This is a genomic window from Streptomyces griseomycini (assembly GCF_014203535.1).
GTDB classification, from domain to species: domain Bacteria; phylum Actinomycetota; class Actinomycetes; order Streptomycetales; family Streptomycetaceae; genus Streptomyces; species Streptomyces griseomycini.
Genome location: NZ_JACHJI010000010.1, coordinates 255,503 through 274,380, shown reverse-complemented (window position 1 = coordinate 274,380; position 18,878 = coordinate 255,503). Strand labels below are relative to the sequence as shown.

General features: G+C 74.4%; 23 protein-coding genes. 10 read left to right on the top strand and 13 right to left on the bottom strand.

Annotation, left to right across the window (positions count from 1 at the left end; translation table 11 throughout):
• The first annotated feature begins 94 nt into the window (after positions 1-94).
• The 3 genes from FHS37_RS27295 (at position 95) to FHS37_RS27285 (ending at position 2,854) form a co-directional block, all read left to right on the top strand.
• Positions 95-1,096, top strand: a complete 1,002-nt coding sequence (locus FHS37_RS27295) for a phosphotransferase family protein (protein ID WP_229889901.1) — start codon at positions 95-97, stop codon at positions 1,094-1,096.
• A gap of 91 nt (positions 1,097-1,187) precedes the next feature.
• On the top strand, positions 1,188-2,477 hold the full coding sequence (locus FHS37_RS27290; protein WP_184825939.1) for an ROK family transcriptional regulator: 1,290 nt from the start codon (positions 1,188-1,190) through the stop codon (positions 2,475-2,477).
• 86 nt (positions 2,478-2,563) lie between these two features.
• Complete coding sequence (locus FHS37_RS27285; RefSeq protein WP_184825937.1) at positions 2,564-2,854, top strand: hypothetical protein; 291 nt, start codon at positions 2,564-2,566, stop codon at positions 2,852-2,854.
• Between the two features lie 83 nt (positions 2,855-2,937).
• Here FHS37_RS27285 and FHS37_RS27280 read toward each other — a convergent pair whose 3' ends face one another.
• The 3 genes from FHS37_RS27280 to FHS37_RS27270 all read right to left on the bottom strand — a co-directional run bounded on the left by FHS37_RS27280 (position 2,938) and on the right by FHS37_RS27270 (position 6,236).
• Positions 2,938-3,969, bottom strand: coding sequence for an SDR family oxidoreductase (locus FHS37_RS27280; protein WP_184825935.1), 1,032 nt, complete (start codon positions 3,967-3,969; stop codon positions 2,938-2,940).
• Positions 3,970-4,300: 331 nt separating this feature from the next.
• The gene (locus FHS37_RS27275) at positions 4,301-5,515 is read right to left on the bottom strand and encodes an FUSC family protein (RefSeq protein WP_229889900.1); all 1,215 of its coding nucleotides are present in this window, start codon (positions 5,513-5,515) and stop codon (positions 4,301-4,303) included.
• A 76-nt stretch (positions 5,516-5,591) separates the two neighbouring features.
• The gene (locus FHS37_RS27270; protein WP_184825934.1) at positions 5,592-6,236 is read right to left on the bottom strand and encodes an HAD family hydrolase; all 645 of its coding nucleotides are present in this window, start codon (positions 6,234-6,236) and stop codon (positions 5,592-5,594) included.
• A 352-nt stretch (positions 6,237-6,588) separates the two neighbouring features.
• Between FHS37_RS27270 and FHS37_RS27265 the strand changes: the two genes are divergently transcribed.
• Both FHS37_RS27265 and FHS37_RS27260 read left to right on the top strand, forming a co-directional pair.
• Complete coding sequence (locus FHS37_RS27265; RefSeq protein WP_184825932.1) at positions 6,589-7,389, top strand: SDR family oxidoreductase; 801 nt, start codon at positions 6,589-6,591, stop codon at positions 7,387-7,389.
• Positions 7,390-7,460: 71 nt separating this feature from the next.
• A complete protein-coding gene (locus FHS37_RS27260; protein WP_159537473.1) occupies positions 7,461-7,697 on the top strand; it encodes a hypothetical protein in 237 nt (78 codons plus the stop codon).
• A 153-nt stretch (positions 7,698-7,850) separates the two neighbouring features.
• Here the strand turns inward: FHS37_RS27260 and FHS37_RS27255 are convergent, their stop codons facing one another.
• The 4 genes from FHS37_RS27255 to FHS37_RS27240 form a co-directional block, all read right to left on the bottom strand.
• Positions 7,851-8,396, bottom strand: a complete 546-nt coding sequence (locus FHS37_RS27255) for a VanZ family protein (RefSeq protein WP_184825930.1) — start codon at positions 8,394-8,396, stop codon at positions 7,851-7,853.
• A gap of 59 nt (positions 8,397-8,455) precedes the next feature.
• Positions 8,456-9,118: a DUF4230 domain-containing protein gene (locus tag FHS37_RS27250; RefSeq protein ID WP_184825927.1), complete on the bottom strand. Its 663-nt coding sequence runs from the start codon at positions 9,116-9,118 to the stop codon at positions 8,456-8,458.
• Positions 9,119-9,249: 131 nt separating this feature from the next.
• The gene (locus FHS37_RS27245; RefSeq protein WP_184825925.1) at positions 9,250-9,630 is read right to left on the bottom strand and encodes an anti-sigma factor antagonist; all 381 of its coding nucleotides are present in this window, start codon (positions 9,628-9,630) and stop codon (positions 9,250-9,252) included.
• A gap of 223 nt (positions 9,631-9,853) precedes the next feature.
• Positions 9,854-10,804, bottom strand: a complete 951-nt coding sequence (locus tag FHS37_RS27240; protein ID WP_184825923.1) for an NADP-dependent oxidoreductase — start codon at positions 10,802-10,804, stop codon at positions 9,854-9,856.
• Positions 10,805-10,875: 71 nt separating this feature from the next.
• Between FHS37_RS27240 and FHS37_RS27235 the strand changes: the two genes are divergently transcribed.
• Both FHS37_RS27235 and FHS37_RS27230 read left to right on the top strand, forming a co-directional pair.
• A complete protein-coding gene (locus FHS37_RS27235) occupies positions 10,876-11,844 on the top strand; it encodes a GlxA family transcriptional regulator (RefSeq protein WP_184825921.1) in 969 nt (322 codons plus the stop codon).
• Between the two features lie 162 nt (positions 11,845-12,006).
• The gene (locus tag FHS37_RS27230; protein WP_184825919.1) at positions 12,007-12,399 is read left to right on the top strand and encodes a VOC family protein; all 393 of its coding nucleotides are present in this window, start codon (positions 12,007-12,009) and stop codon (positions 12,397-12,399) included.
• 83 nt (positions 12,400-12,482) lie between these two features.
• Here the strand turns inward: FHS37_RS27230 and FHS37_RS27225 are convergent, their stop codons facing one another.
• The gene (locus FHS37_RS27225) at positions 12,483-12,788 is read right to left on the bottom strand and encodes a DUF4235 domain-containing protein (protein ID WP_184825917.1); all 306 of its coding nucleotides are present in this window, start codon (positions 12,786-12,788) and stop codon (positions 12,483-12,485) included.
• 51 nt (positions 12,789-12,839) lie between these two features.
• The gene (locus FHS37_RS27220) at positions 12,840-13,865 is read right to left on the bottom strand and encodes a glutathione S-transferase family protein (protein ID WP_184825915.1); all 1,026 of its coding nucleotides are present in this window, start codon (positions 13,863-13,865) and stop codon (positions 12,840-12,842) included.
• Between the two features lie 134 nt (positions 13,866-13,999).
• Here FHS37_RS27220 and FHS37_RS27215 point away from each other — a divergent pair, with 134 nt between their 5' ends.
• Entirely contained in the window at positions 14,000-14,929 is a 930-nt protein-coding gene (locus tag FHS37_RS27215) for a cation diffusion facilitator family transporter (RefSeq protein WP_184826076.1), read from the top strand.
• A 93-nt stretch (positions 14,930-15,022) separates the two neighbouring features.
• Here FHS37_RS27215 and FHS37_RS27210 read toward each other — a convergent pair whose 3' ends face one another.
• From FHS37_RS27210 to FHS37_RS27200, 3 genes are all read right to left on the bottom strand, one after another.
• Complete coding sequence (locus tag FHS37_RS27210; protein ID WP_184825913.1) at positions 15,023-15,472, bottom strand: nitroreductase family deazaflavin-dependent oxidoreductase; 450 nt, start codon at positions 15,470-15,472, stop codon at positions 15,023-15,025.
• A 107-nt stretch (positions 15,473-15,579) separates the two neighbouring features.
• Positions 15,580-16,212: a LysE family transporter gene (locus FHS37_RS27205; RefSeq protein ID WP_184825911.1), complete on the bottom strand. Its 633-nt coding sequence runs from the start codon at positions 16,210-16,212 to the stop codon at positions 15,580-15,582.
• A 229-nt stretch (positions 16,213-16,441) separates the two neighbouring features.
• A complete protein-coding gene (locus tag FHS37_RS27200) occupies positions 16,442-16,993 on the bottom strand; it encodes a TetR/AcrR family transcriptional regulator (RefSeq protein WP_184825909.1) in 552 nt (183 codons plus the stop codon).
• Positions 16,994-17,098: 105 nt separating this feature from the next.
• On the opposite strand from FHS37_RS27200, the gene FHS37_RS27195 reads away from it, so the two are divergent.
• Positions 17,099-17,557: a nuclear transport factor 2 family protein gene (locus tag FHS37_RS27195; RefSeq protein ID WP_184825907.1), complete on the top strand. Its 459-nt coding sequence runs from the start codon at positions 17,099-17,101 to the stop codon at positions 17,555-17,557.
• A 55-nt stretch (positions 17,558-17,612) separates the two neighbouring features.
• Positions 17,613-18,155, top strand: a complete 543-nt coding sequence (locus FHS37_RS27190) for a flavoprotein (RefSeq protein ID WP_184825905.1) — start codon at positions 17,613-17,615, stop codon at positions 18,153-18,155.
• A gap of 26 nt (positions 18,156-18,181) precedes the next feature.
• On the opposite strand, the gene FHS37_RS27185 is transcribed toward FHS37_RS27190, so the two are convergent.
• Positions 18,182-18,856, bottom strand: coding sequence for a DUF4232 domain-containing protein (locus FHS37_RS27185; protein ID WP_184825904.1), 675 nt, complete (start codon positions 18,854-18,856; stop codon positions 18,182-18,184).
• Positions 18,857-18,878: the final 22 nt, after the last annotated feature.

Sequence of the window (18,878 nt, the reverse complement as noted above, 5' to 3'; positions counted from 1 at the left end):
TTTCTGGTCAGGGTAAGTTTCCCGCGGAAGGGGAGGCCAGTGGTTTTTGCCCGGGGGGCGGGGACGGCCCGCTCCTTCCGTACCCTGGAGCGCGGTGACCGAGGGGGAGGGGGCATCGGTGAGGGGGGACTCCTGGGAGCGGGCCCGGAGCGTGCTGGCGGTGGCCGGACTGCCGCCCGGCGCCCTGGCCCGGGTGCGCCCGCTGAGCGGGGGCACCTACAACACCGTCGAGGAACTCGTCCTCGCCGACGGCAGCCGCTACGTGCTGAAGATCCCGCCCGCGCCCGCCACCCCCGGCCTCCGGTACGAGCGGCGCCTCCTCGTCTCCGAGGCCGCGTTCTGCGCCGGCGCCGCCGAGGCCGGTGTGCCCGCGCCGCGAGCCGTGTCCCTCGGCGACGACGGCGTGCACCTGCTGATGACCGCCTGCCCGGGCGCACCCTGGACGGAGGCGGCGCCGGCCGACGGGGAACGGACGGGGCTGCGGAGGGAGCTGGGCCGCCAGGTGGCCCGTCTGCACCGCGTGACGGGGCCCGGGTTCGGCTACCCGTCCGGTGCCCTCGGCCCGCTCGTCGCCGACTGGCGGACCGCCTTCACCGCGATGACCGACGCCGTCCTCGCCGACGCCCGCCGCTACGGCGCCCGGCTTCCCCGCCCCGTCGACGAGGTGGCCGGCGCGGTCCGTGCCGCCGGGGCGGCGCTCGACGGGGTCACCGTGCCGGCCCTCGTGCACTTCGACCTGTGGCCGGGCAACATCCTGGTGGACCGCTCGGCGACGGGGGAGGCCCGTATCGGCGGACTCGTCGACGGGGAGCGCATGTTCTGGGGCGATCCGCTCGCCGACTTCGTCTCCCTGGCGCTGCTCGACGACATCGGGAAGGACGAGGCGTTCCTGGCCGGGTACCGGGAGGCCGGGGGCCGGGCCGGGTTCGACGCGGAGGCCCGCGTACGGCTCGCCCTCTATCGGGCCTACCTCTACCTGATCATGATCGTCGAGACGGTACCGCGGGCGCCCGGGGGCGATCATGAGCGCTGGGTCCGGGACGCCGTCGGCCCGGAACTCGAGGCGGCGTTGGACGAGATGGCCGAGCTCTGTTAGTTCACATCGTGAAGTAAGGGGAGAGGGAAGTCGCGCCCGGTCGGTCCGCGGCGGTATGTTGCAGGTCGGGCAGGGTTTCGGAAGGAGCCACATGGCGGGGCGGAACGGGCGCACGGTACGCGACCTCAGACGGGCCAACCGTACGGCCGTGCTGCAACGGCTCTACTTCGACGGCCCGCTCAGCCGCTTCGAGCTCGGCCCGGCGACCGGGCTCAGCTCCGGATCCGTGAGCAACGTCGTCGCCGACCTCGTCGCCGACGGCCTGCTCGAGGAGGCCGGCAGCGTCGGCTCCGACGGCGGACGTCCGCGCACCCTGCTGCGGGTCGCGCCGGAGAGCGGCCACATGATCGGTGTCGACGTGGGCGAGACGCGGGTGCGCGTCGAACTGTTCGACCTGACCCTCACCGAGCTCGCCCGCGCCGAGCTCCCGCTGGAGCAGCAGGGCTACGAGGTCGAGGTCATCGTCGACCACATCCGCTCCGGCACCGCCGAGGTGCTCGCCGCCGCAGGTCTCGCACCCGAGCGGCTCCTCGGCGTCGGCATCGGCGTCCCCGGCATCGTCGAGCGCACCCCCGACCGGGGCGCCGTCGTGCACGGGCAGACCGTCGGCTGGGACGCGATCGAGCTGGAGTCCCTGCTGCGCGACGGGTCCCCGCTGCCCGACACGGTGCCCTACTTCATCGACAACGGCGCCAGGACCCTCGGCCAGGCCGAGATGTGGTTCGGCGCCGGACGCGGCGCCCGCAACGCCCTCGTGGTGCTCTTCGGCTCCGGCGTCGGCGCCTGTCTCGTCACCCCCGAGGTGGAACACGGCCGGGCGGTCGAATGGGGGCACCTGACCGTGCGCGTGCGCGGGCGCCGCTGCCGCTGCGGTGCGCTCGGCTGCCTGGAGGCGTACGCCGGTGCCGCGTCGCTGCTCGCCCGGTGGCGCGAGGAGGGCGGCAGCGTGCCCGAGGCCGCGGACGAGGAGACGGCGCTGACCGCGATGCTCGCCGCCGCCTACCCGCCCGACGGCACCGCCGCCGATCCGGTCGCCCTCGCCGTGCTGGAGGAGACCGCCGAGTACCTGGGCGCGGGCCTGTCCGACCTGATCAACCTCTTCCAGCCGGAGCGCATCCTCATGGGCGGCTGGGCCGGCCTCCAGCTCGGCTCCCGCTTCCTGCCCGCCGTGCGCAGGCACGCCCTGTCGTACGCGTTGCGCCACCCGGCGGAGAAGGTGACGATCGAGCTGGGCCGCCTGGGGCCCGACGCGGTGACCGTCGGCGCCGCGATCCTGCCGCTCGCCGACTTCTTCGCCCGCGGCGGACGGCGCCCCGACCCGGACCCCGAGTCCCCGCCGCCGGCCTGGCGCACGGCACTCCAGGAGCGGGTACCGCGCTGAGGTTTCGCCGGTCCCGGCGGAGGTATCCGAAAGGGTCCCGTTCGTGCGACCCGTACGGACGGCCCGTACGAACGAAGGGAGACGCCGTGACCGACCACCGCCTCGAAGGACCGGGCGAGAACGGCGCGGGCATCCCCCGCGACCTGCCCGACCAGCAGGCCGGCGCCGGCGAGGACCCCTGGGAGGTCGAGCCCGCCGCCGCGGAGCGGGAGAGCGCGGAGGCGACCGGGCCCACCGGGCCGGACGGCCCGCCGGAATCCGGCGGGACCGAACCCGACGTCCCGGACACCGACGAGGCCGGTACGGGCCGGCAGGGCGCCCCGCACTCGGCCTCCGACAACCCGGAGCAGCCCGTACCGGACGAGTCGTCGGCGTGACCCGGCCGGACGGGCCGACGGCGTGACCCGGGCAGCGGAGCAGCGCGGGCGGGAGCCGGACGAGGGCCCGGCCGGCCGGGGCGTCAGCCCACCTTGCGTCCCCGCATCGGCTCCGTGGGCGCCCCCGCGCCCTGCCGCATGCCCTGCAGGAACTCCTCCACCACCTCGGTCGCCGTACGCGTCGGCCGCCAGCCCAGTTCCGTCCGCGCACGCGTGCAGTCCATCAGCGGCAGCCTCAGCACGGCGTCGAACAGGTGCGGGGAGGCGGGCAGCAGGTGCAGTCCCCAGGCGGCGGCGACCGCCGAGCGGGCCGCGGTGCGCGGCAGCCTGACGCGGCGGGTGCCGAGCATCTCGCCGAGCAGTTCCGCGTCGACCGGCGGCTCGGCGGCGAGGTTGTAGGCGTCCCGGGCGTCGGGGGACAGCACCGCCAGCCGGTAGGCGCCGGCCGCGTCGTCGGTGTGCAGCGCCTGCATCCGCAGCCCGGGGACGTCGGGGAGGAAGGGCAGCAGGTCGGGACGCGCCAGCGGACCCGGCAGGAAACGCCCGCCGAAGATACGGCGCTGCTCGCTCGCCGACTCCCGCTTGAAGAGGAACGCGGGCCGCATCCGCACCACCCGCGTGTCCGGGTGATCGCGTTCGAAGGTGTCCAGGGCCCGCTCCAGATAGGCCTTCTCCCGGCAGTACGCGGCGTCCGGCCAGCCGTGCGTCGGCCACGACTCGGTCACCGCGTGGTCCTTCGGGCCCGGTGAGTACGCCCCGACCGACGAGGCGTGCACCAGCGTCGGCACCCGTGCCTCCGCCACCGCGTCGAACACCCGGATGCTGCCGAGCACATTGGTGCGCCAGGTGGTCGCCGGGTCGTGCGTCGGCTGGAACGCCCAGGCCAGGTGGATCACCGCGTCGGCGCCCGCGAACTCCTCCACGAGATCGAACCGCCGCGAGGCCAGGTCCACCGCCGACCACTCGGTCCTCGGTGGCGACCACTCGGGGATCCGCCGGGCCAGTCCCCGTACGGACCCGATCTCCGGATCCTCCGAGAGCACGCGCACCACGCTGGTCCCGACGTTGCCGGTGGCGCCCGTGACGACGACCCTCATGCCCGTTCCGCTGCTCACCTTCCGCTCCTCTCGGCCGCACGCTCCCGCGGAGCGGACCGGGTACCCCTCCGGTCGCGGGGGAAAGAAAAAAGGAAGCCCCGACCGCGACGGGGGAATCACGGTCGGGGCGGTCACGAGGTGGGCGCGGACGGCGGTCGCCTCTCGGCGAAAGGCTCCACAGGGCTTCAGCCGAACGATCGTCCCTGTGGGCGGAAGGTGAGGCCCGGGGACACTGTCCCATCCGCACCCACGGCTTGTTCAACGGGAGACCACCCTCGGGTGTTCCGCGGTTCGGCCCCATTTGGGGTGATCCGCGTCACCACTCCCGGGGCCGCACGGCCGGGCGGTCTCACCGGCCCCGCACATCGGGGTCGAGCTCGGCCCAGAGGTTCTCCGCCTGGAGCAGCAGGGTGCCCAGGACGGCCGTCCGTGCGGCGCCCCGTCCGGCCTGTTCCCGCAGCCCCTCCTGAAGCCTCTCGTGGAGCTCGCGCATCACCGCCTCGGTCCGCCCGTCCAGACCCGGGTCCGGCGTCCCGTCGCCGTCCAGCAGGCGGTCGGCCTCCGCGTGGCAGGCGTCGCCGAGCAGTTCCAGCAGCTCGGCGTAGCAGCGCAGGACCGCCGCGTCGGGCGGGGCGGGGGTGCGGTCCTCGTCGGCGGCCACCGCCAGTGTGCGGGTGAGCGCCGTGACGTGCCCGGTGACGCGGCCGAACCGCTCGTCCTCGTCCTCCGGCGGCAGGGCCTCGGTCGGTGCCCGGTGCAGGGCGCGCAGCGCACCCGAGGTCAGCCGCAGGCTCTCCTTGCTCCAGCCGCGCGCCGAACGCAGCGCCTCCACCCGGTACTGCAGGCGCGTCGAGGCGCCGAGCCGGGCGGCGGCGGTCTGCGCGTCCCACTCGTTCCCCCGCAGATCCCCGGCGACGTCCCGCAGCACGTCCCCCGACTCCCGGGCGAGCCCCGCCAGGTTCTCCCGCACGTCCCGCAGGTGGATCGGCGGCAGGACGAGCGCGTTGACGGCCACGCCGATGCAGGCGCCGAGCGCCGCCTGCCCCAGCCGGTGTCCCACGGCGGCCGCGCTCACCGTTCCCGAGGCGATCGTGAACACCGCCGTGGTGGCGGCGTAGATGCCCTGGTCGCCGAAGCGGGGCCAGTTCGACAGCAGCATCAGCACCGGTACGGACAGGACGAGGGCGCCCGTCGTGTCGCCGGTGACGGCCTGGGCCCCCGAGGCGACCAGGGCCCCGATGCAGATGGCGGCGAACTGCCGCGTCGCCTGCACCAGCGAGCTGTACACGGTGGCCTGCACCAGGACCAGTGCCACCCAGGGCGCCATCAGGGCCATCGGGTCGCCGAGCCAGACCCGTGCCACCAGCCAGGCGAGCAGCGCCGCCGCGGCGGCCTTCAGCGACTGGACGACCAGGTCCCGCTCCCGCCCGGGCCCCTCCCAGGCGGCGCGCGCCGCCCGGCCGACGGCCAGCGCGTCCCGCCGTACGGCGTCCGCCGCCCGCGACACCAAGGCCGCCCGCCCGGCGGTGCCCCCCGGCCGTGCCTCTTCCCTCACACACGTCATGGGCTGCGGGTATCCCGGTCGTGCGGGGGCTCATGCCCCCTGGCTCCCCGCAGCGCGTCCCACTGTCCCCGGGAACTCATGCCAGGGGGCTGTCCGACAGGGACGCCAGGAGGTGGGCCGGGTCGGCGTAGACCGCGTCCGCGCCGGCCTCCTCCAGATCGGCGCGCGGAATGCCGCCGCACAGCACGCCCACGCAGCGCACCCCGGCGCGGCTGCCCGCCCGCATGTCCCACACGGTGTCGCCGACGAACACCGCCCGCTCCGCCGGCACCCCGGCCAGCTCCAGGGCGTGCTCCACGGGCTCCGGCGCGGGCTTGCCCTCGGCGACGTCGTCGGCGCTGGCCGTGGCCGTGATCGCCTCGTCCGCCCCGAGCGCCCTGCGCAGCGCGCTCAGCTCGGCGCCGCCCGCCGAGGTGGCGAGCACGACCTTCCAGCCGTCCCCGTGCAGCCGCTTCAGCAGCCGCCCGGCGTCCGGCAGTGCGGGCAGCCGGTCGAAGTACTGTCCGTACAGCGCCTTGTGCGCGGCGCTCAGCTCCCCGTCCCGGTCCTCGCCCAGCAGATGGGCGACCAGGTCGGAGGAGGACAGGCCCACGGCCCGGTGGACGGCGTGCATCGGCACCCGGTGGCCCGCCTGCCGCAGCGCCTCCCACCACGCCGTCACGTGCAGGTGGTTGGTGTCGACCAGAGTGCCGTCGACGTCGAACACGGCAGCCCGTTCCATACGCGGTCCTTTCGTCTCCTCGGGGCCGTACGGGTACCACCCCAGCCGCCGGCCACGCCGGAGGGCGGCCTCCGCTCCCGGGCCGGGCCGGCGGCTCGTCCGGGGACCAGGTGGTGACCACCCGTCCGGGCGGCGGTGCGGAAGGCCCGGACGCGGTACGTCGGCGCCGGCGACCGCTCCAGCGGGAACGCGATCCGCTCCGACGCCTCGACGGGCTCCGTCGGCACCTCCTGGTTCCAGGGTTCCCGGATCCCCCGGGGTGCGTACGGCCGTACGGCGGAAGCGCGGTTTGTCCGGTGCGCACCCGGGTACTGCGTGCCCCGATCCGCCCCGTGCCGTTCAGGAGGCCCGCATGTCCGCTCCCCGCACCAAAGTCGCCGTGATCACCGGTGCCGACTCCGGCATCGGCCGGGCCACCGCCGTACGCCTGGCCGCCGCGGGCATGGACGTCGGCATCACCTGGCACAGCGACCAGGAGGGCGCCGAGCGGACGGCCGAGGAGGTCCGGGCGAACGGGCGGCGGGCGGAGACGGCGCCGATGGACCTCACCCGGCTGCCCGCCGCCGCGGACACCGTCGACGAGCTGTGCGAGCGCCTGGGCCGTGTCGACGTGCTGGTCAACAACGCCGGTACGGGCACGATGACGCCCTTCCTCGAACTGGAGCCGGCGACGGTCCGCGAGGTGCTCGACGTCGACCTGGTGGGCCCGTTCCTGTGCGGGCAGAAGGCGGCACGGCACATGATCCGGCAGGGCGACGGGGGCCGCATCGTCAACGTCACCTCCGTCCACGAGCACCAGCCCCGGGTGGGCGCCGCGCCGTACTGCGCGGCCAAGGGCGGTCTGGGGCTGCTCACCCAGGTGATGGCGCTGGAGCTCGCCGAGCACGGCATCACCGTCAACGCGGTCGCGCCGGGCGAGATCGCCACGCCCATGACCGGCCAGGAGGACACCGACCCGCACACCGAGAGCCGTCCCGGCGTCCCGCTCGGGCGGCCCGGTGACGCGCGCGAGGTCGCGGCCGTCATCGCCTTCCTCGCCGGACCGGACTCCTCGTACGTCACCGGCGCCTCCTGGACCGTGGACGGCGGCATGCTCAGGATGGGCCCGCAGGCCGGCTCGCACCTGACGAGCGACGACTGGCGGCGGCCCTGAGGGGGGCGGGGCCGCGGTCCGGCCGGGGCGTGGACCCCGCGTCCGCGCGGTTCCCGCTCTACCCTCGAGGCATGACCGAAAGCGCGAGCCCGTACATGTCGCACCCGCGGATCATGGTGCTCGGGGTACAGCCCGGGACGCCGCCGTTCCGGATCGTGGAGATCGACGGACAGGTGGTCGGCGAGGCCAAGGCTGTCACCGACGTGCTGCAGGCCGCCGCCGCGTTCGGGATCACGGTCCACGACCTGGACGATCCGGACGTGGTCCGCTGGGTGGGCGGGGACAAGTTCACCTGGACCGTGCACTAGGCCGCCGGACGCGGCCCCGGTGCCACGGGGCGCGGTCGGCACCGCGGAGCGCGGTCCCCGGTTCTCCAGGGCACGGTCCCCGGGCGGCCGTCCGCGGTTCCGCACCGCGTGTGCGGCGCCCGGGCGCGGCGACGTGCGCCGGCCCGCGGTCACTCACCCCTTCGGTCTCCGCGCGTGCACGGCCCGGCTCAGCCGCCGTCCCGCGAACAGGTAACCGATCAGCGCCCCGCAGGTGTTCAGGATGACGTCGTCGATGTCGAAGGCACGCCCCGTCACCAGGGTGCCCTGCGCGGACTCCACCAGCAGCATCACCGCGGCGGTCAGCGCGAGGACCCGCAGGAACCCGCGCGTCCGCGGTGCGACGACCGGCGCGAGGACGCCGAAGGGCACACCGAGCAGGATGTTGCCGCCGACCTGGCGCACGGCGTCGCGCAGCGCGGGCTGGTCGAGATAGGCCCGCAGCGAGCGGCCCGGACGCAGATTGGTGTGGGTCAGCGCCTCCGAGGCGGGGGAGGGCTGCAGCGTGAGCCGGGCCAGGACCACCGCGAAGGCGACCATGAACACGAAGGCGCACAGCATCGCCAGCAGCCTCAGGGGCAGCGGGAGCGGACGCCGGTCGCTCCCCTCCCCGGACCCGCGCCCGGGTGGGCCGGGACGCCGGCGTGCCAGGGAGCGCGGACGTGGGGCGGCACGGGCCATTCTCTCCTCCAGTCGTCGACTTCCTTGCGGCTTCCCCGTGCGATGCGCAGGTCACCCGTTCAGTCGCCGTAGGTGACCCGCACCTGCTCGAACCCCAGGGAACGCAGCAGGCCTTCGAGCATCTCCGTGGTGTTGGCCTCGGCCCGCGCGGTCAGTCCGCTCTCCTTCGCCGCGTCGCCGATGTGCCGCACCGCGAGCTTCTGCACGGCCTGTTCGCCGCCCGGGTTGTCCGAGAAGAAGTCACCGAGGCGGTCGAGCAGCCCGCGCTGCTTGGAGACGGCGTAGGAACGCTCGGGGTCCAGTGCCGGAGTGCCCAGACGGGCGTGGGGCAACCGCAGCGTGGCGGACGTACGGTCGTCGTCGACCCGTACGTCGTCCTCGTCCAGCCCGCCGAGGTCGACGTAGGCGTCCACGGTGCCCGCGCCCACGTACAGCGTGCGGCTGCCGCGGATCGCGTCGGGCAGGAACCTGGTGTCCTTCTCCAGGTCCACCACGACCTGGAAGTTCCCCGAGGCCGCGTCGTAACGGCTGATGTCCCGGACGGACTCCAGCAGTGCGGGGCCGGAACGGTCGTGGGTCCGAGTGCCGAAGAGGTCCTTCAGTCCCGGCAGCACGCTCAGCCGGATCCCGGCGAACAGCACGGCGAGCAGCAGCACCAGCGCGATCAGCGCCTTCGTCCAGCCCGGTGTGCGGGAGGGGAGGCTCTTGAGAGGGGTCGTCATGACGGCGGCTCTCCTTCCTCCTGTCCGCTTGCCCCCCGACCGCCGGACCAGACAGGGCGGTTGAGGGGTATTCGACGCCGCGGGAAGCACGAGGGGCGCACGCCCGCGCCCACCGAGCGGAGTTCCCGTCGTCACACCGGGCCGGACGTGGCCCCGGGCCGTTCCAGGGCCGCGTCCAGCGTGGGGTGCGGGGGCAGCAGGCGGGTCAGGCCGGTGATCCGCAGCATGCGCAGGGTCAGCGGGTGGGCGCAGACGAGGTGCAGCCGGCCGTGCTCGGCCGGGACCCGGTGCCGGGCCCGGAACAGCAGGCGCAGACCGGAGCAGTCGAAGAACTCGACCCGGGTCAGGTCGATCACGACCCGGGCGTCCGAAGCAGCCGTCGCCGCGTCCAGATGCGGGACGATCTCCTCGGCCGCGGCGATGTCGATCTCACCGCGGAACTCCAGCACCGTGTGTCCCCGGTCCTGGTGGACGCGCAGATGCCGGGTCAGCGGCGCAGGTCCGTACCGCACGACGCCATCGCCTCCAGCCTGCTCCGTGCACAGGGCGGGGATCGACTCCAACACCCTTGTCTGTTCTGCAAGTTACCCTTGGACGACTGAATTTGAGCACGTTCGATTGACATATGTCTTCGAATTGCGACCGAGTTCTTCCAGGGTTCTCGCGGGGCGCGTGCACGGCGCGGGCACGGGCACGGGCGGTCCGGCCCCGCCCGTGCCCGCTCTCGGGCGGCGGTCAGTCGACCACCAGGACCAGCTTCCCGGTGGTCCGGCCGGTCCCGCCCCGACGGTGCGCCTCGGCGGCGTCGGCGAGCGGGAACGTGCCGGCGATCGTGGCGCGCAGGCCGCCCGACTCCACCAGCCCGGCGATCTCCTTCATGCCGGTGTGGTCGGCGTCCACCAGCATCCGCACCGCCCGGACCCCGAGCCGTTCGGCCTCCTCGTGGAACTCCGGGGACCCCACCGGCAGGATCGACACCACGATCCCGCCCGGCCGCAGTACGCGCAGGGAACGCAGCGCGTAGTCGCCGCCGATCGTGTCCAGCACGACGTCGACGTCCTTCACCGTCTCGGCGAAGTCCGTCTCCCGGTAGTCGACCGGCTCGTCCACGCCGATGCCGCGCAGGAAGTCGTGCTTGCCCGCGCTCGCCGTGCCGATCACGTACGCGCCGCGCGCCTTGGCGATCTGCACGGCCACGTGCCCGACCCCACCGGCCGCCGCGTGGATCAGCACCCGCTGTCCCGCCCGCAGGCCGGCCCGTTCCACCAGGGCCTGCCAGGCGGTGAGCGAGACCAGCGGGAGCGCGCCCGCCTGGACGTGGTCGACCCCGGCCGGCTTGCGGGCGAAGGCGCGGGCCGGGGCGGTCACGTACTCGGCGTGCGAGCCGTGGCCGAACGGGTAGGGCAGCATGCCGAAGACCTCGTCGCCGGGCTCGAACAGGGCCACGCCGATGCCCACCTCCTCCACCACTCCGGAGACGTCCCAGCCGAGCACGAACGGCGGTTCGCCGAGGAAGCCGCCCGTCTCGCGGTGCTTCCAGTCGGTGGGGTTGACCCCGGCGGCCCGTACCCGGACCAGTACCTCGTTCGGGCGCGGCGCCGGGCGCGGGAGGCGTACTTCCTTCAGGACCTCGGGCCCGCCGAGGACGTCCTGGCCGATGGCTCGCATCGTGTCGTCGTTGCTCATGCCGTTCAGCCTGCCGGGCCGCCCGCCGATCGGGTAGTGGCAAGATTGTCACTCTTCGATAGGATCGTGCCATGCGGCAGACGAAGCGCGCGACGCGGCGCACCGAACGGGTCGTGGTCCTCGCCCTCGACGGGGTCTACCCCTTCGAGCTGGGCATCCCCGCCCGGATCCTCGGCGCCGCCGACGGCCGGTACGAGGTGCTGACTTGCACCGTCGACGGGCGGCCGGTGCGCAGCAACGCCGACTTCGGCATCACGGTCGACCACGGTCCCGAGGTGCTGGCCACGGCGGACACGGTCGTGATCGCACCGGTTTCACCCGACCGGGTGACCGGTGGACTGCCGGACGAGGTGGAGGCGGCCCTCGCGTCCATCCGCCCCGAGTCGCGCATCGTCTCCATCTGCACCGGTGCCTTCGTGCTCGCCGCGGCCGGTCTCCTCGACGGGAGGCGGGCGACCACGCACTGGCAGCTCGCCGGGCTGTTCCGGCGCATGTACCCGCACGTCGAGCTCGACCCGGACGTGCTCTTCGTCGACGACGGCCGGATCCTGACCTCCGCCGGAGCCGCGTCCGGGGTGGACGCCTGCCTCCACCTCGTCCGCGAGGACCACGGCAGCCGGCTGGCCAACACGGTCGCCCGGCGCTGCGTCGTCCCGCCGTTCCGGGACGGCGGGCAGGCCCAGTACATCGAACAGCCCGTGCCCGAGCAGGGGGCCGCGAGCACGGCGGCCACCCGCGCCTGGGCGCTGGAACGCCTCGGCGAACCGCTGGTGCTGGCCGACCTCGCCGCCCACGCCCGGATGAGCCTGCGCACCTTCGCCCGCCGCTTCCACGACGAGGTGGGCCTCAGTCCCGGCCGCTGGCTGATCCAGCAGCGCGTCGCCCGGGCCCGGCACCTGCTGGAGTCCAGCGACCTGACGGTGGATCAGGTCGCGGACCGGGTCGGCTTCGCCACCGGCGCCTCGCTGCGCCAGCACCTGCACGCCGCCATCGGGGTGTCACCGCAGGCCTACCGCCGCACGTTCCGGACGGCGCGCTGAACGAGGCGGACGCCGTTCCCGCGCAGGGCACTCGAACGGCACGCGCGCACTCCTCCCGGAAGCCACCGGGCACGGAACCCGACTGAATCCCGCGAGCGGGGACAGTCGTCACCTACCGGGCGGGGCAGGAGCGCCCCGCTCCTCGGACCCTGCGGAGGAGACATGGCACTGGTGGCTGCGGGCGTCGTGGTGCTCGACTGCGCCGAACCCGAGAAACTCGCCGGTTTCTACAAGGAGTTGCTGGAGGCGGAGGAGGTCGACGCCCATGCCAACCGGGTGGAGGTCCAGGCCGCCGACGGCTTCCGCCTCGCCCTGCGCCGTGACGTCAACGCGACCCCGCCGAGCTGGCCCCGGCCGGAGAACTCCCTCCAGGTGCACCTGGAGTTCGTGGTGGACGACCTGGACGCGGTGGAACGCCGGATCGTGGGCCTCGGCGGCCGCCCGGTGGAAACGGGCGACGCGTCCGGCCACACGGAGGAGCGCGGCTACGCCGACCCGGCCGGCCACTCCTTCACGGTCCGCCGAGGAGTGCCGACGGCACCCAAGCAGGGGTGACCCCCGTCACGCGGCGCGGTGGCGCGGCGGCACCGCGCCCGCCCGGCCCCCGGGCCGGTCCCGCGGGACCGGCCCGGGGCGGGTCAGTCGCGGCCGCCCTTGTCCGGGGCCGGCCAGGTGCCGGTGGAGCGCTCGATGAGCTTGGCGCCCGCACGGTCCACGGCGCTGCGCGCCACCGCGAAGATGGCGCCCTGGATCGCCGCCGCCAGCAGGATCTCGCCCCAGCGGCGGTCCCGGTCCAGCGCGTCGGGCGCGTTGTCCTCGTGCCGGATCACCTTCCAGGTCTTCTGGAAGGCGAGCCCCGCCACGGTACCGCTCGCCCAGCCCAGGGCGAACCCGATGGGCTTGTACGCCAGGGGGAGTTTCTTCTTCCTGCTCTTCTTCGCCACGTGGATCTCCTTGGTCCGCTTCCGTCGGTGGATGAGTGGGGGTCGGGGCGGTCAGGGACGGCCCCGGGCCGGGATCTCCTCGCCGGCCGGCACCGGCCCGGGCGGTGTCCCGTCCCCGAACGGCCGGCCGCCCAGCTCCTCGCGGTGATGGGGCGTCAGCCAGCCGGACGGGTCCGGACCGAGCGGCACGATGCCGGACGGGTTGATCCCGGTGTGCACTTGGTAGTAGTGCCGTTTGATGTGGTCGAAGTCGACGGTGTCGCCGAAGCCGGGCGTCTGGTACAGATCACGGGCGTACGCCCACAGCACCCGGTTCTCCGTCAGCTTCCACCGGTTGCACTTGAAGTGGCCGTGATACACGGCGTCGAACCGCACCAGCGTGGTGAACAGGCGGATGTCCGCCTCGGTGATCGTGTCGCCGACCAGGTACCGCTGCCCCTCCAGCCGTCGCGCCAGCAGCTCCAGCCGCCGGAACACGCCCGCGCACGCGGCTTCGTACTCCTCCTGGCCGGTCGCGAAGCCCGCACGGTACACCCCGTTGTTGACGTCCTCGAAGACGTCCGCCGCCACCGCGTCGATCTCGTCGCGCCGCGCCCGCGGATACAGGTCGGGCGCCCCCTCGCGGTGCAGGGCCGTCCACTCGGTGGCGAGGTCGAGGGTGATCTGCTGGTAGTCGTTGGTGACGAGCCTGCCGCTGGGCACGTCCACGACCGCCGGCACGCTCACCCCGCCCGGGTAGTCCGTCTCCCGCCGGTCGTACGCCTCGCTCAGGTACCGGATGCCGAGGACCGGGTCGCGGCCGTCCGGGTCCAGGGTGAAGCGCCAGCTGCGGTCGTCCTGGACGGGGTCGGCGACGGCCAGGGACAGGGCGTCCTCGAGTCCGAGCAGCCGCCGGGACACCAGCGCCCGACTCGCCCACGGGCAGGCGCGGCTGACGACGAGCCGGTAGCGCCCGGCCTCCACCGGCCACCCGTCCCTGCCGTCGGCGGTGATCCGGTCCGCGAAGTGCGCCTTCGACCGCTTGAACGCCTTCCTGCCGTAGGAGCTGTTGCCGCCGCCCCCGTCGTCGCGGGCCATGGTGCTCTCCTTCGCCGTACGGATGTTCCTGTCACCACGTTCCCCGTTTTCCGCGATCGGCACGGTGTGCCCCGGTCCGACCGGGGCAATCGGCCGACGTGAGTACACGATCGGATCGCAGAACCCGGGTCACCGTGCTGGTGGCCCTCGCAGCCAACCTGGTGATCGCGGCCGCCAAGGCCGTCGGCGGCCTGGCCGCGGCCTCCCCGGCCCTGCTGTCGGAGGCGGCGCACTCGGTGGCCGACAGCCTGAACGAGGTGTTCCTGCTGGCCGCGCTGCGGCGCAGCCGGCGCCCGGCCGACCGGCGCCACCCCTTCGGATACGGCAAGGAACGGTTCTTCTGGTCGCTGCTCGCCGCCGTCGGGATCTTCGTGATGGGCGGCTGCTTCTCCTTCTTCCAGGGCGTCGAGGCCCTCAGGGGCGGCGGCGAGGAGGATCTGAACGGCTACGTGGCCGGACTGATCGTGCTCGGCGTGGCCCTCCTCGCCGAGGGCGGCTCGCTGCTGCGAGCGCTGTACCAGGTGCGCAAGCAGGGGGACCGGGGCCGGGGACTGCGCGATCCGGCGCTGCGCACGGTGATCGCCGAGGACGGCACCGCGGTCCTGGGCGTCACCCTGGCCGCCGCGGGCATGGTGCTGCACATGACCACCGGGCAGGTGGTGTGGGAGGCGGCCGCCTCGCTCGCCATCGGCACGCTGCTGGTCTACGTGGCCTACCGGCTGGGGCGTGAGGCCCGCGACCAGCTGATCGGCCAGGCCGCGGACCCGGAGGCGAGCGGGCGGATCCGGGCGCTGCTCCGGGCGCAGCCGGAGATAGACAGCGTGGAGGCGCTGTTCACGATGAAGACGGGCCTCGACACCACGCTGGTGGCGGCCCGCGTCGACCTGGTGCCCGGCCTGGACAGCGAGCGGGTGGAGGAGGTCGCCGTGCGCATCAAACGGTCCATCACCGGTCTGGTCCCCGAGGCGGAACAGGTCTTCCTCGACGTCACCGACCGGCGTGCCTTCGACGCGCGGGAGGCGTGGGAAGACCCCGCCGCGACGGGGGAACGCGGCGGGGCCTGACTCACCGGTGCCCGGCGGGCGGCGCTTCATGCGCGCCGGATCGCGGAATATTCCCCCGCCGCGCGGGGCGCCCCGGGCGTCTTCCTCCCGGCGTCAGTCCTCGTCGGCCGGCTCCAGCACGAAGACCGGGATCTCCCGGTCCGTCTTCTCCTGGTAGTCGGCGTACGGCGGATAGGCCGCGACGGCACGCTTCCACCACTCGGCCTTCTCGTCCCCCGAGACCTCCCGGGCCGTCATGTCCCGCTTCACCGGGCCGTCCTGGAGCTCGACGCGCGGGTCGGCCTTGAGGTTGTGGTACCAGACCGGGTGCCTGGGCGCTCCGCCCAGCGACGCCACGGCCGCGTAGCGCCCCTCGTGCTCGACCCGCATCAGCGGCGTCTTGCGCAGCTTGCCGCTCCTCGCGCCCCGGCTGGTCAGCAGGACGACGGGCCTGTCCGTGCCCTGCAGGGTGGTCCCCTCCGTGCCACCGGAACTCTCGTACAACTCCACCTGCTCGCGCACCCACCGTGTCGGACTGGGTTCGTACTCGCCCTCGAGAGGCATGGCAACCGTCCTGTCGTCGTGTCCTGCGGCTGAGTCGATCACAGGTACAAGACCCCCGCAGCCGGGATTCATCCGTACCGGTCCCCGCCCGCTCCGCCGGACGGGCCTCAGGCCGGGGCGACGGCCATCCGTGCCGCGAGCGCCGTCATCACCCCGCTCGCCACCAGCGCGGTCACCAGCCGCCCCCGGCGACCGGTCAGGGCCCGGCCCAGCAGGGCGCCGCCCCCGGCCAGCAGCACCTGCCAGCTCGCGGACGCGGCGAACGCCGCCGTCACGAACACGGTCTGCTCCACGGCCCCGGCCGCCCGCCCGCCCTGGGAGCCGAGCACCAGCGCCGTGAAGTAGATCACGGTGGCGGGGTTGAGCAGGGTGATCCCGAGCAGCGCCAGGTACGCCCGCGCGGGGCTCGGGGGAGCGGGGCCGGAGCGGGTGGCGAGCCGACCGCCGCGGTACCGCCGTACGGCGTCGGCCGCGCCCCACGCCGCCAGCGCGAGCAGCACCAGCACGCAGACCCAGCGCAGCGGCCCCAGCGCGGGCCGCAGCGCCGACGCCAGGGCGGAACCACCGGCCACGGCCGCGAGGGCGTACAGGCCGTCGGCCGTGGCGACGCCGAGGGCCGCGCAGACCCCGGTGCGCAGGGAGGTGCGGGCGGTGAGGGAGACGAGGTAGGTCCCGACGGCACCGACGGGGACGGCGATGCCGTACCCGGCGAGCAGCCCCGCGACGAGGGCGGCCGTCATGAGCGCGGTGGCGTCGGCCCTCCCGGCGGGCCGGACCTCTGCTGTCGGCCCGCGGGGGTGGTGTCGGGCAGCGGCGCAGGAACGCGGGATGCAGGCATGGCTGGATCCTGGGGCCGGACGCCCGGGACGGACAACCGGTTTTCCGGAAGGGCGCGTCACCCCCGTGGAGCCGCCGCCGTGCGGTCCCACACCGCTCACTGTCCGGCTCCACGCCGTCCGCCGTCCCGTCTCACGCCGCCCGCAGCAGCACGCCCGCCGCCTCGCGGGCCCGGGCCGCGGGCTCCGTGGTACGCGTGATGCCCGCGGTGACCATCGCCCCCTCGGCCAGCAGGTACAGCTGCCCGGCCACCGCGTCGGGCAGTCCGGCGGCGGCGACGAGCCGGGCGAGGTACGCGCGGAACGCCCGCTTGTGCGCCCGGACCTGGGCGGCCACACGGGGAGAGGTGGCGCCGAGCTCTCCGTGGGCGTTGATCCAGGCGCAGCCGCGGAAGTCCGGTTCGGCGAACCACTCCTCGAGCCGGTCGAAGACGGCCAGGACGCGCCGCTCCGGGTCCTCGTACCGGTCGACGTGGGCGGCGAGCCGCTCGCGCCAGCGTGTGTCCCGCCGCTCCAGATACGCCTCCACCAGCAGGTCCTTCGAGGGGAAGAGCTGGTAGAGCCGCTTGAGGGAGACCCCGGACGTGCCGCGCACCTCGTCCATGCCGACGGACTGCACCCCGCGCCCGTAGAACAGCTCCTCCGCGGCGTCCAGGGCCCGCTCGCGGGCGGCTGCGCTGTCCATGGACCGACCACTCCTTGACGTGAGAACGAACGTTCTCCTACGGTAGCAGGGCTCGGGAGAACGGCCGTTCTCCCGAGCCCCGCCGCCCCTTCCCAGGGAGACACCGTGACCGATCGCCCGCCCCTGCCCCCGTTCACCCGTGAGACCGCCGCGCAGAAGGTCCAGGCGGCCGAGGACGCCTGGAACACCCGCGATCCGCACAAGGTCGCCCTCGCCTACGCGCCGGACTCGGTGTGGCGCAACCGCGACACCTTCGTCACCGGCCGCGCCGCGATCGTCGGACTGCTGACCGCCAAGTGGGAGCGCGAGCGGGAGTACGCCCTGCGCAAGGACCTCTGGGCCTTCGACGGCAACCGCATCGCGGTGCGCTTCCAGTACGAGTGCCGGGACGCCGAGGGCCAGTGGTGGCGTTCGTACGGCAACGAACTGTGGGAGTTCGACGAGCACGGCCTGATGACCCGGCGCGAGGCGAGCATCAACGACGTGCCGATCGCGGAGCGGGACCGCCGCATCCTCGGGCCCCGCCCCGAGTCGGAGCGGGGCCGCGGCCTCCCGGTCCGGTGATCCGGTGCGGGGAGGGGGCCTTCGCGGACACCGGGGGAGTGGTTAGGGTTCCCGGATGACCGAACCCGCCGAGCAGCACGGGAAACCCTTCCTCTGCGCCGTGGTCTGCGCCGCCGGTGTCGCCGCGGACGTCAGCAAGCTGATCACTGCCGCGCAGGAGCGGAACTGGGAGGTCGGGGTCATCGCGACACCGGTCGCCCTGAACGGCTTCTTCGACACCGCAGCCGTCGAGGCGCAGACCGGCCGCCCGATCCGGTCCGCCTGGCGTACACCGGGCGAGCCGCGCCCCTTCCCGGCGCCCGACGCCGTGGTGGTCGCGCCCGCCACCTTCAACACCCTCAACAAGTGGGCGGCCGGCATCGCGGACACCCTCGCCCTCGCCACCCTGTGCGAGACCGCCGGTCTCGGCGTGCCGATCGCCGTCCTGCCGTGCGTGGCCGACGCGCTGGCGGCCCACCCCGCCTACCGGGAGAGTCTGAGGCGGCTGCGCGGCATGGGCGTGCGCTTCGGCGATCCGTACACCGGGGAGACGGAACCGGGCGGCGCACGGCCGGAGTTCGGCTGGGAGCGGGCCCTGGACCTCGTACGGCCGGGCTGACGCGGGGCCGGGGCGCCCCGGCCGCGTCAGGGCCCGTCGCCCGGCTCCAGCACCGTGAGGAACACCGTGGACGCGTTGCCGGCGACCGGGACGGGGCCGGCCCGCCACGGCACCTTCAGGGGCTCCCGTTCGTCCGGCGGGGTCACCAGGAGCGCCGCCGGGGTGGCCGTGCGGGCGCCGCTCGCCCCGGGACTCGCGTACCGCAGTCCCGCCCAGGCGCTCTCGCCGGGCGCCAGCGCGACGGTGGCCGCGCCGCCGGGGGAGCGCTCGGGGTCCGGACCCAGCTGCGCGCCGGACGCGTCCACGAAGGCGGCGCCCGGATAGCCGTACAGCGTGCAGGTGCGGGAGGAGACGTTCGTCAGCACGACGGGGAAGTTGCGCTGTCCCGCTCCCGGGTCCATCCGGCCGACGGCGGCCCTCAGCTCGGAGGTGCGGCACCGGGTCCCCGAGCGGCCCGCGTCCCCGGTGGCCGTCGGGACCGCGTCGCTCGGGGAAGCGGCGGCCCGGCCCGGGACGGCGCCGGGGGGAGAGTCACCGCCCGTCCGGCCGGTGAGCACCGCGGGCCGCGGGGAGGCGCCCGCCGTGCCGCCCTCGGTGCCGCAGGAGGCCAGTGCGCCCAGCACGGCCAGCGCGCCCGCGAGCGAGACGACCGAGGCGGCGGACGCTGCCGAGCGCCGTGACCTGCGTGACCTGTTCACCATGCTCCACCCCGTCCGTAGAGGT

What these genes read in the sequence shown, in the direction of transcription:
- FHS37_RS27290 (WP_184825939.1), top strand. Translation starts at nt 1,188, where the DNA reads ATGGCGGGGCGGAACGGGCGCACGGTACGCGACCTCAGACGGGCCAAC.
- FHS37_RS27275 (WP_229889900.1), bottom strand. Translation starts at nt 5,515, where the DNA reads ATGACGTGTGTGAGGGAAGAGGCACGGCCGGGGGGCACCGCCGGGCGG.
- FHS37_RS27270 (WP_184825934.1), bottom strand. Translation starts at nt 6,236, where the DNA reads ATGGAACGGGCTGCCGTGTTCGACGTCGACGGCACTCTGGTCGACACC.
- FHS37_RS27265 (WP_184825932.1), top strand. Translation starts at nt 6,589, where the DNA reads ATGTCCGCTCCCCGCACCAAAGTCGCCGTGATCACCGGTGCCGACTCC.
- FHS37_RS27260 (WP_159537473.1), top strand. Translation starts at nt 7,461, where the DNA reads ATGACCGAAAGCGCGAGCCCGTACATGTCGCACCCGCGGATCATGGTG.
- FHS37_RS27255 (WP_184825930.1), bottom strand. Translation starts at nt 8,396, where the DNA reads ATGGCCCGTGCCGCCCCACGTCCGCGCTCCCTGGCACGCCGGCGTCCC.
- FHS37_RS27250 (WP_184825927.1), bottom strand. Translation starts at nt 9,118, where the DNA reads ATGACGACCCCTCTCAAGAGCCTCCCCTCCCGCACACCGGGCTGGACG.
- FHS37_RS27240 (WP_184825923.1), bottom strand. Translation starts at nt 10,804, where the DNA reads ATGAGCAACGACGACACGATGCGAGCCATCGGCCAGGACGTCCTCGGC.
- FHS37_RS27235 (WP_184825921.1), top strand. Translation starts at nt 10,876, where the DNA reads ATGCGGCAGACGAAGCGCGCGACGCGGCGCACCGAACGGGTCGTGGTC.
- FHS37_RS27230 (WP_184825919.1), top strand. Translation starts at nt 12,007, where the DNA reads ATGGCACTGGTGGCTGCGGGCGTCGTGGTGCTCGACTGCGCCGAACCC.
- FHS37_RS27220 (WP_184825915.1), bottom strand. Translation starts at nt 13,865, where the DNA reads ATGGCCCGCGACGACGGGGGCGGCGGCAACAGCTCCTACGGCAGGAAG.
- FHS37_RS27210 (WP_184825913.1), bottom strand. Translation starts at nt 15,472, where the DNA reads ATGCCTCTCGAGGGCGAGTACGAACCCAGTCCGACACGGTGGGTGCGC.
- FHS37_RS27205 (WP_184825911.1), bottom strand. Translation starts at nt 16,212, where the DNA reads ATGACGGCCGCCCTCGTCGCGGGGCTGCTCGCCGGGTACGGCATCGCC.
- FHS37_RS27200 (WP_184825909.1), bottom strand. Translation starts at nt 16,993, where the DNA reads ATGGACAGCGCAGCCGCCCGCGAGCGGGCCCTGGACGCCGCGGAGGAG.
- FHS37_RS27190 (WP_184825905.1), top strand. Translation starts at nt 17,613, where the DNA reads ATGACCGAACCCGCCGAGCAGCACGGGAAACCCTTCCTCTGCGCCGTG.
- FHS37_RS27185 (WP_184825904.1), bottom strand. Translation starts at nt 18,856, where the DNA reads ATGGTGAACAGGTCACGCAGGTCACGGCGCTCGGCAGCGTCCGCCGCC.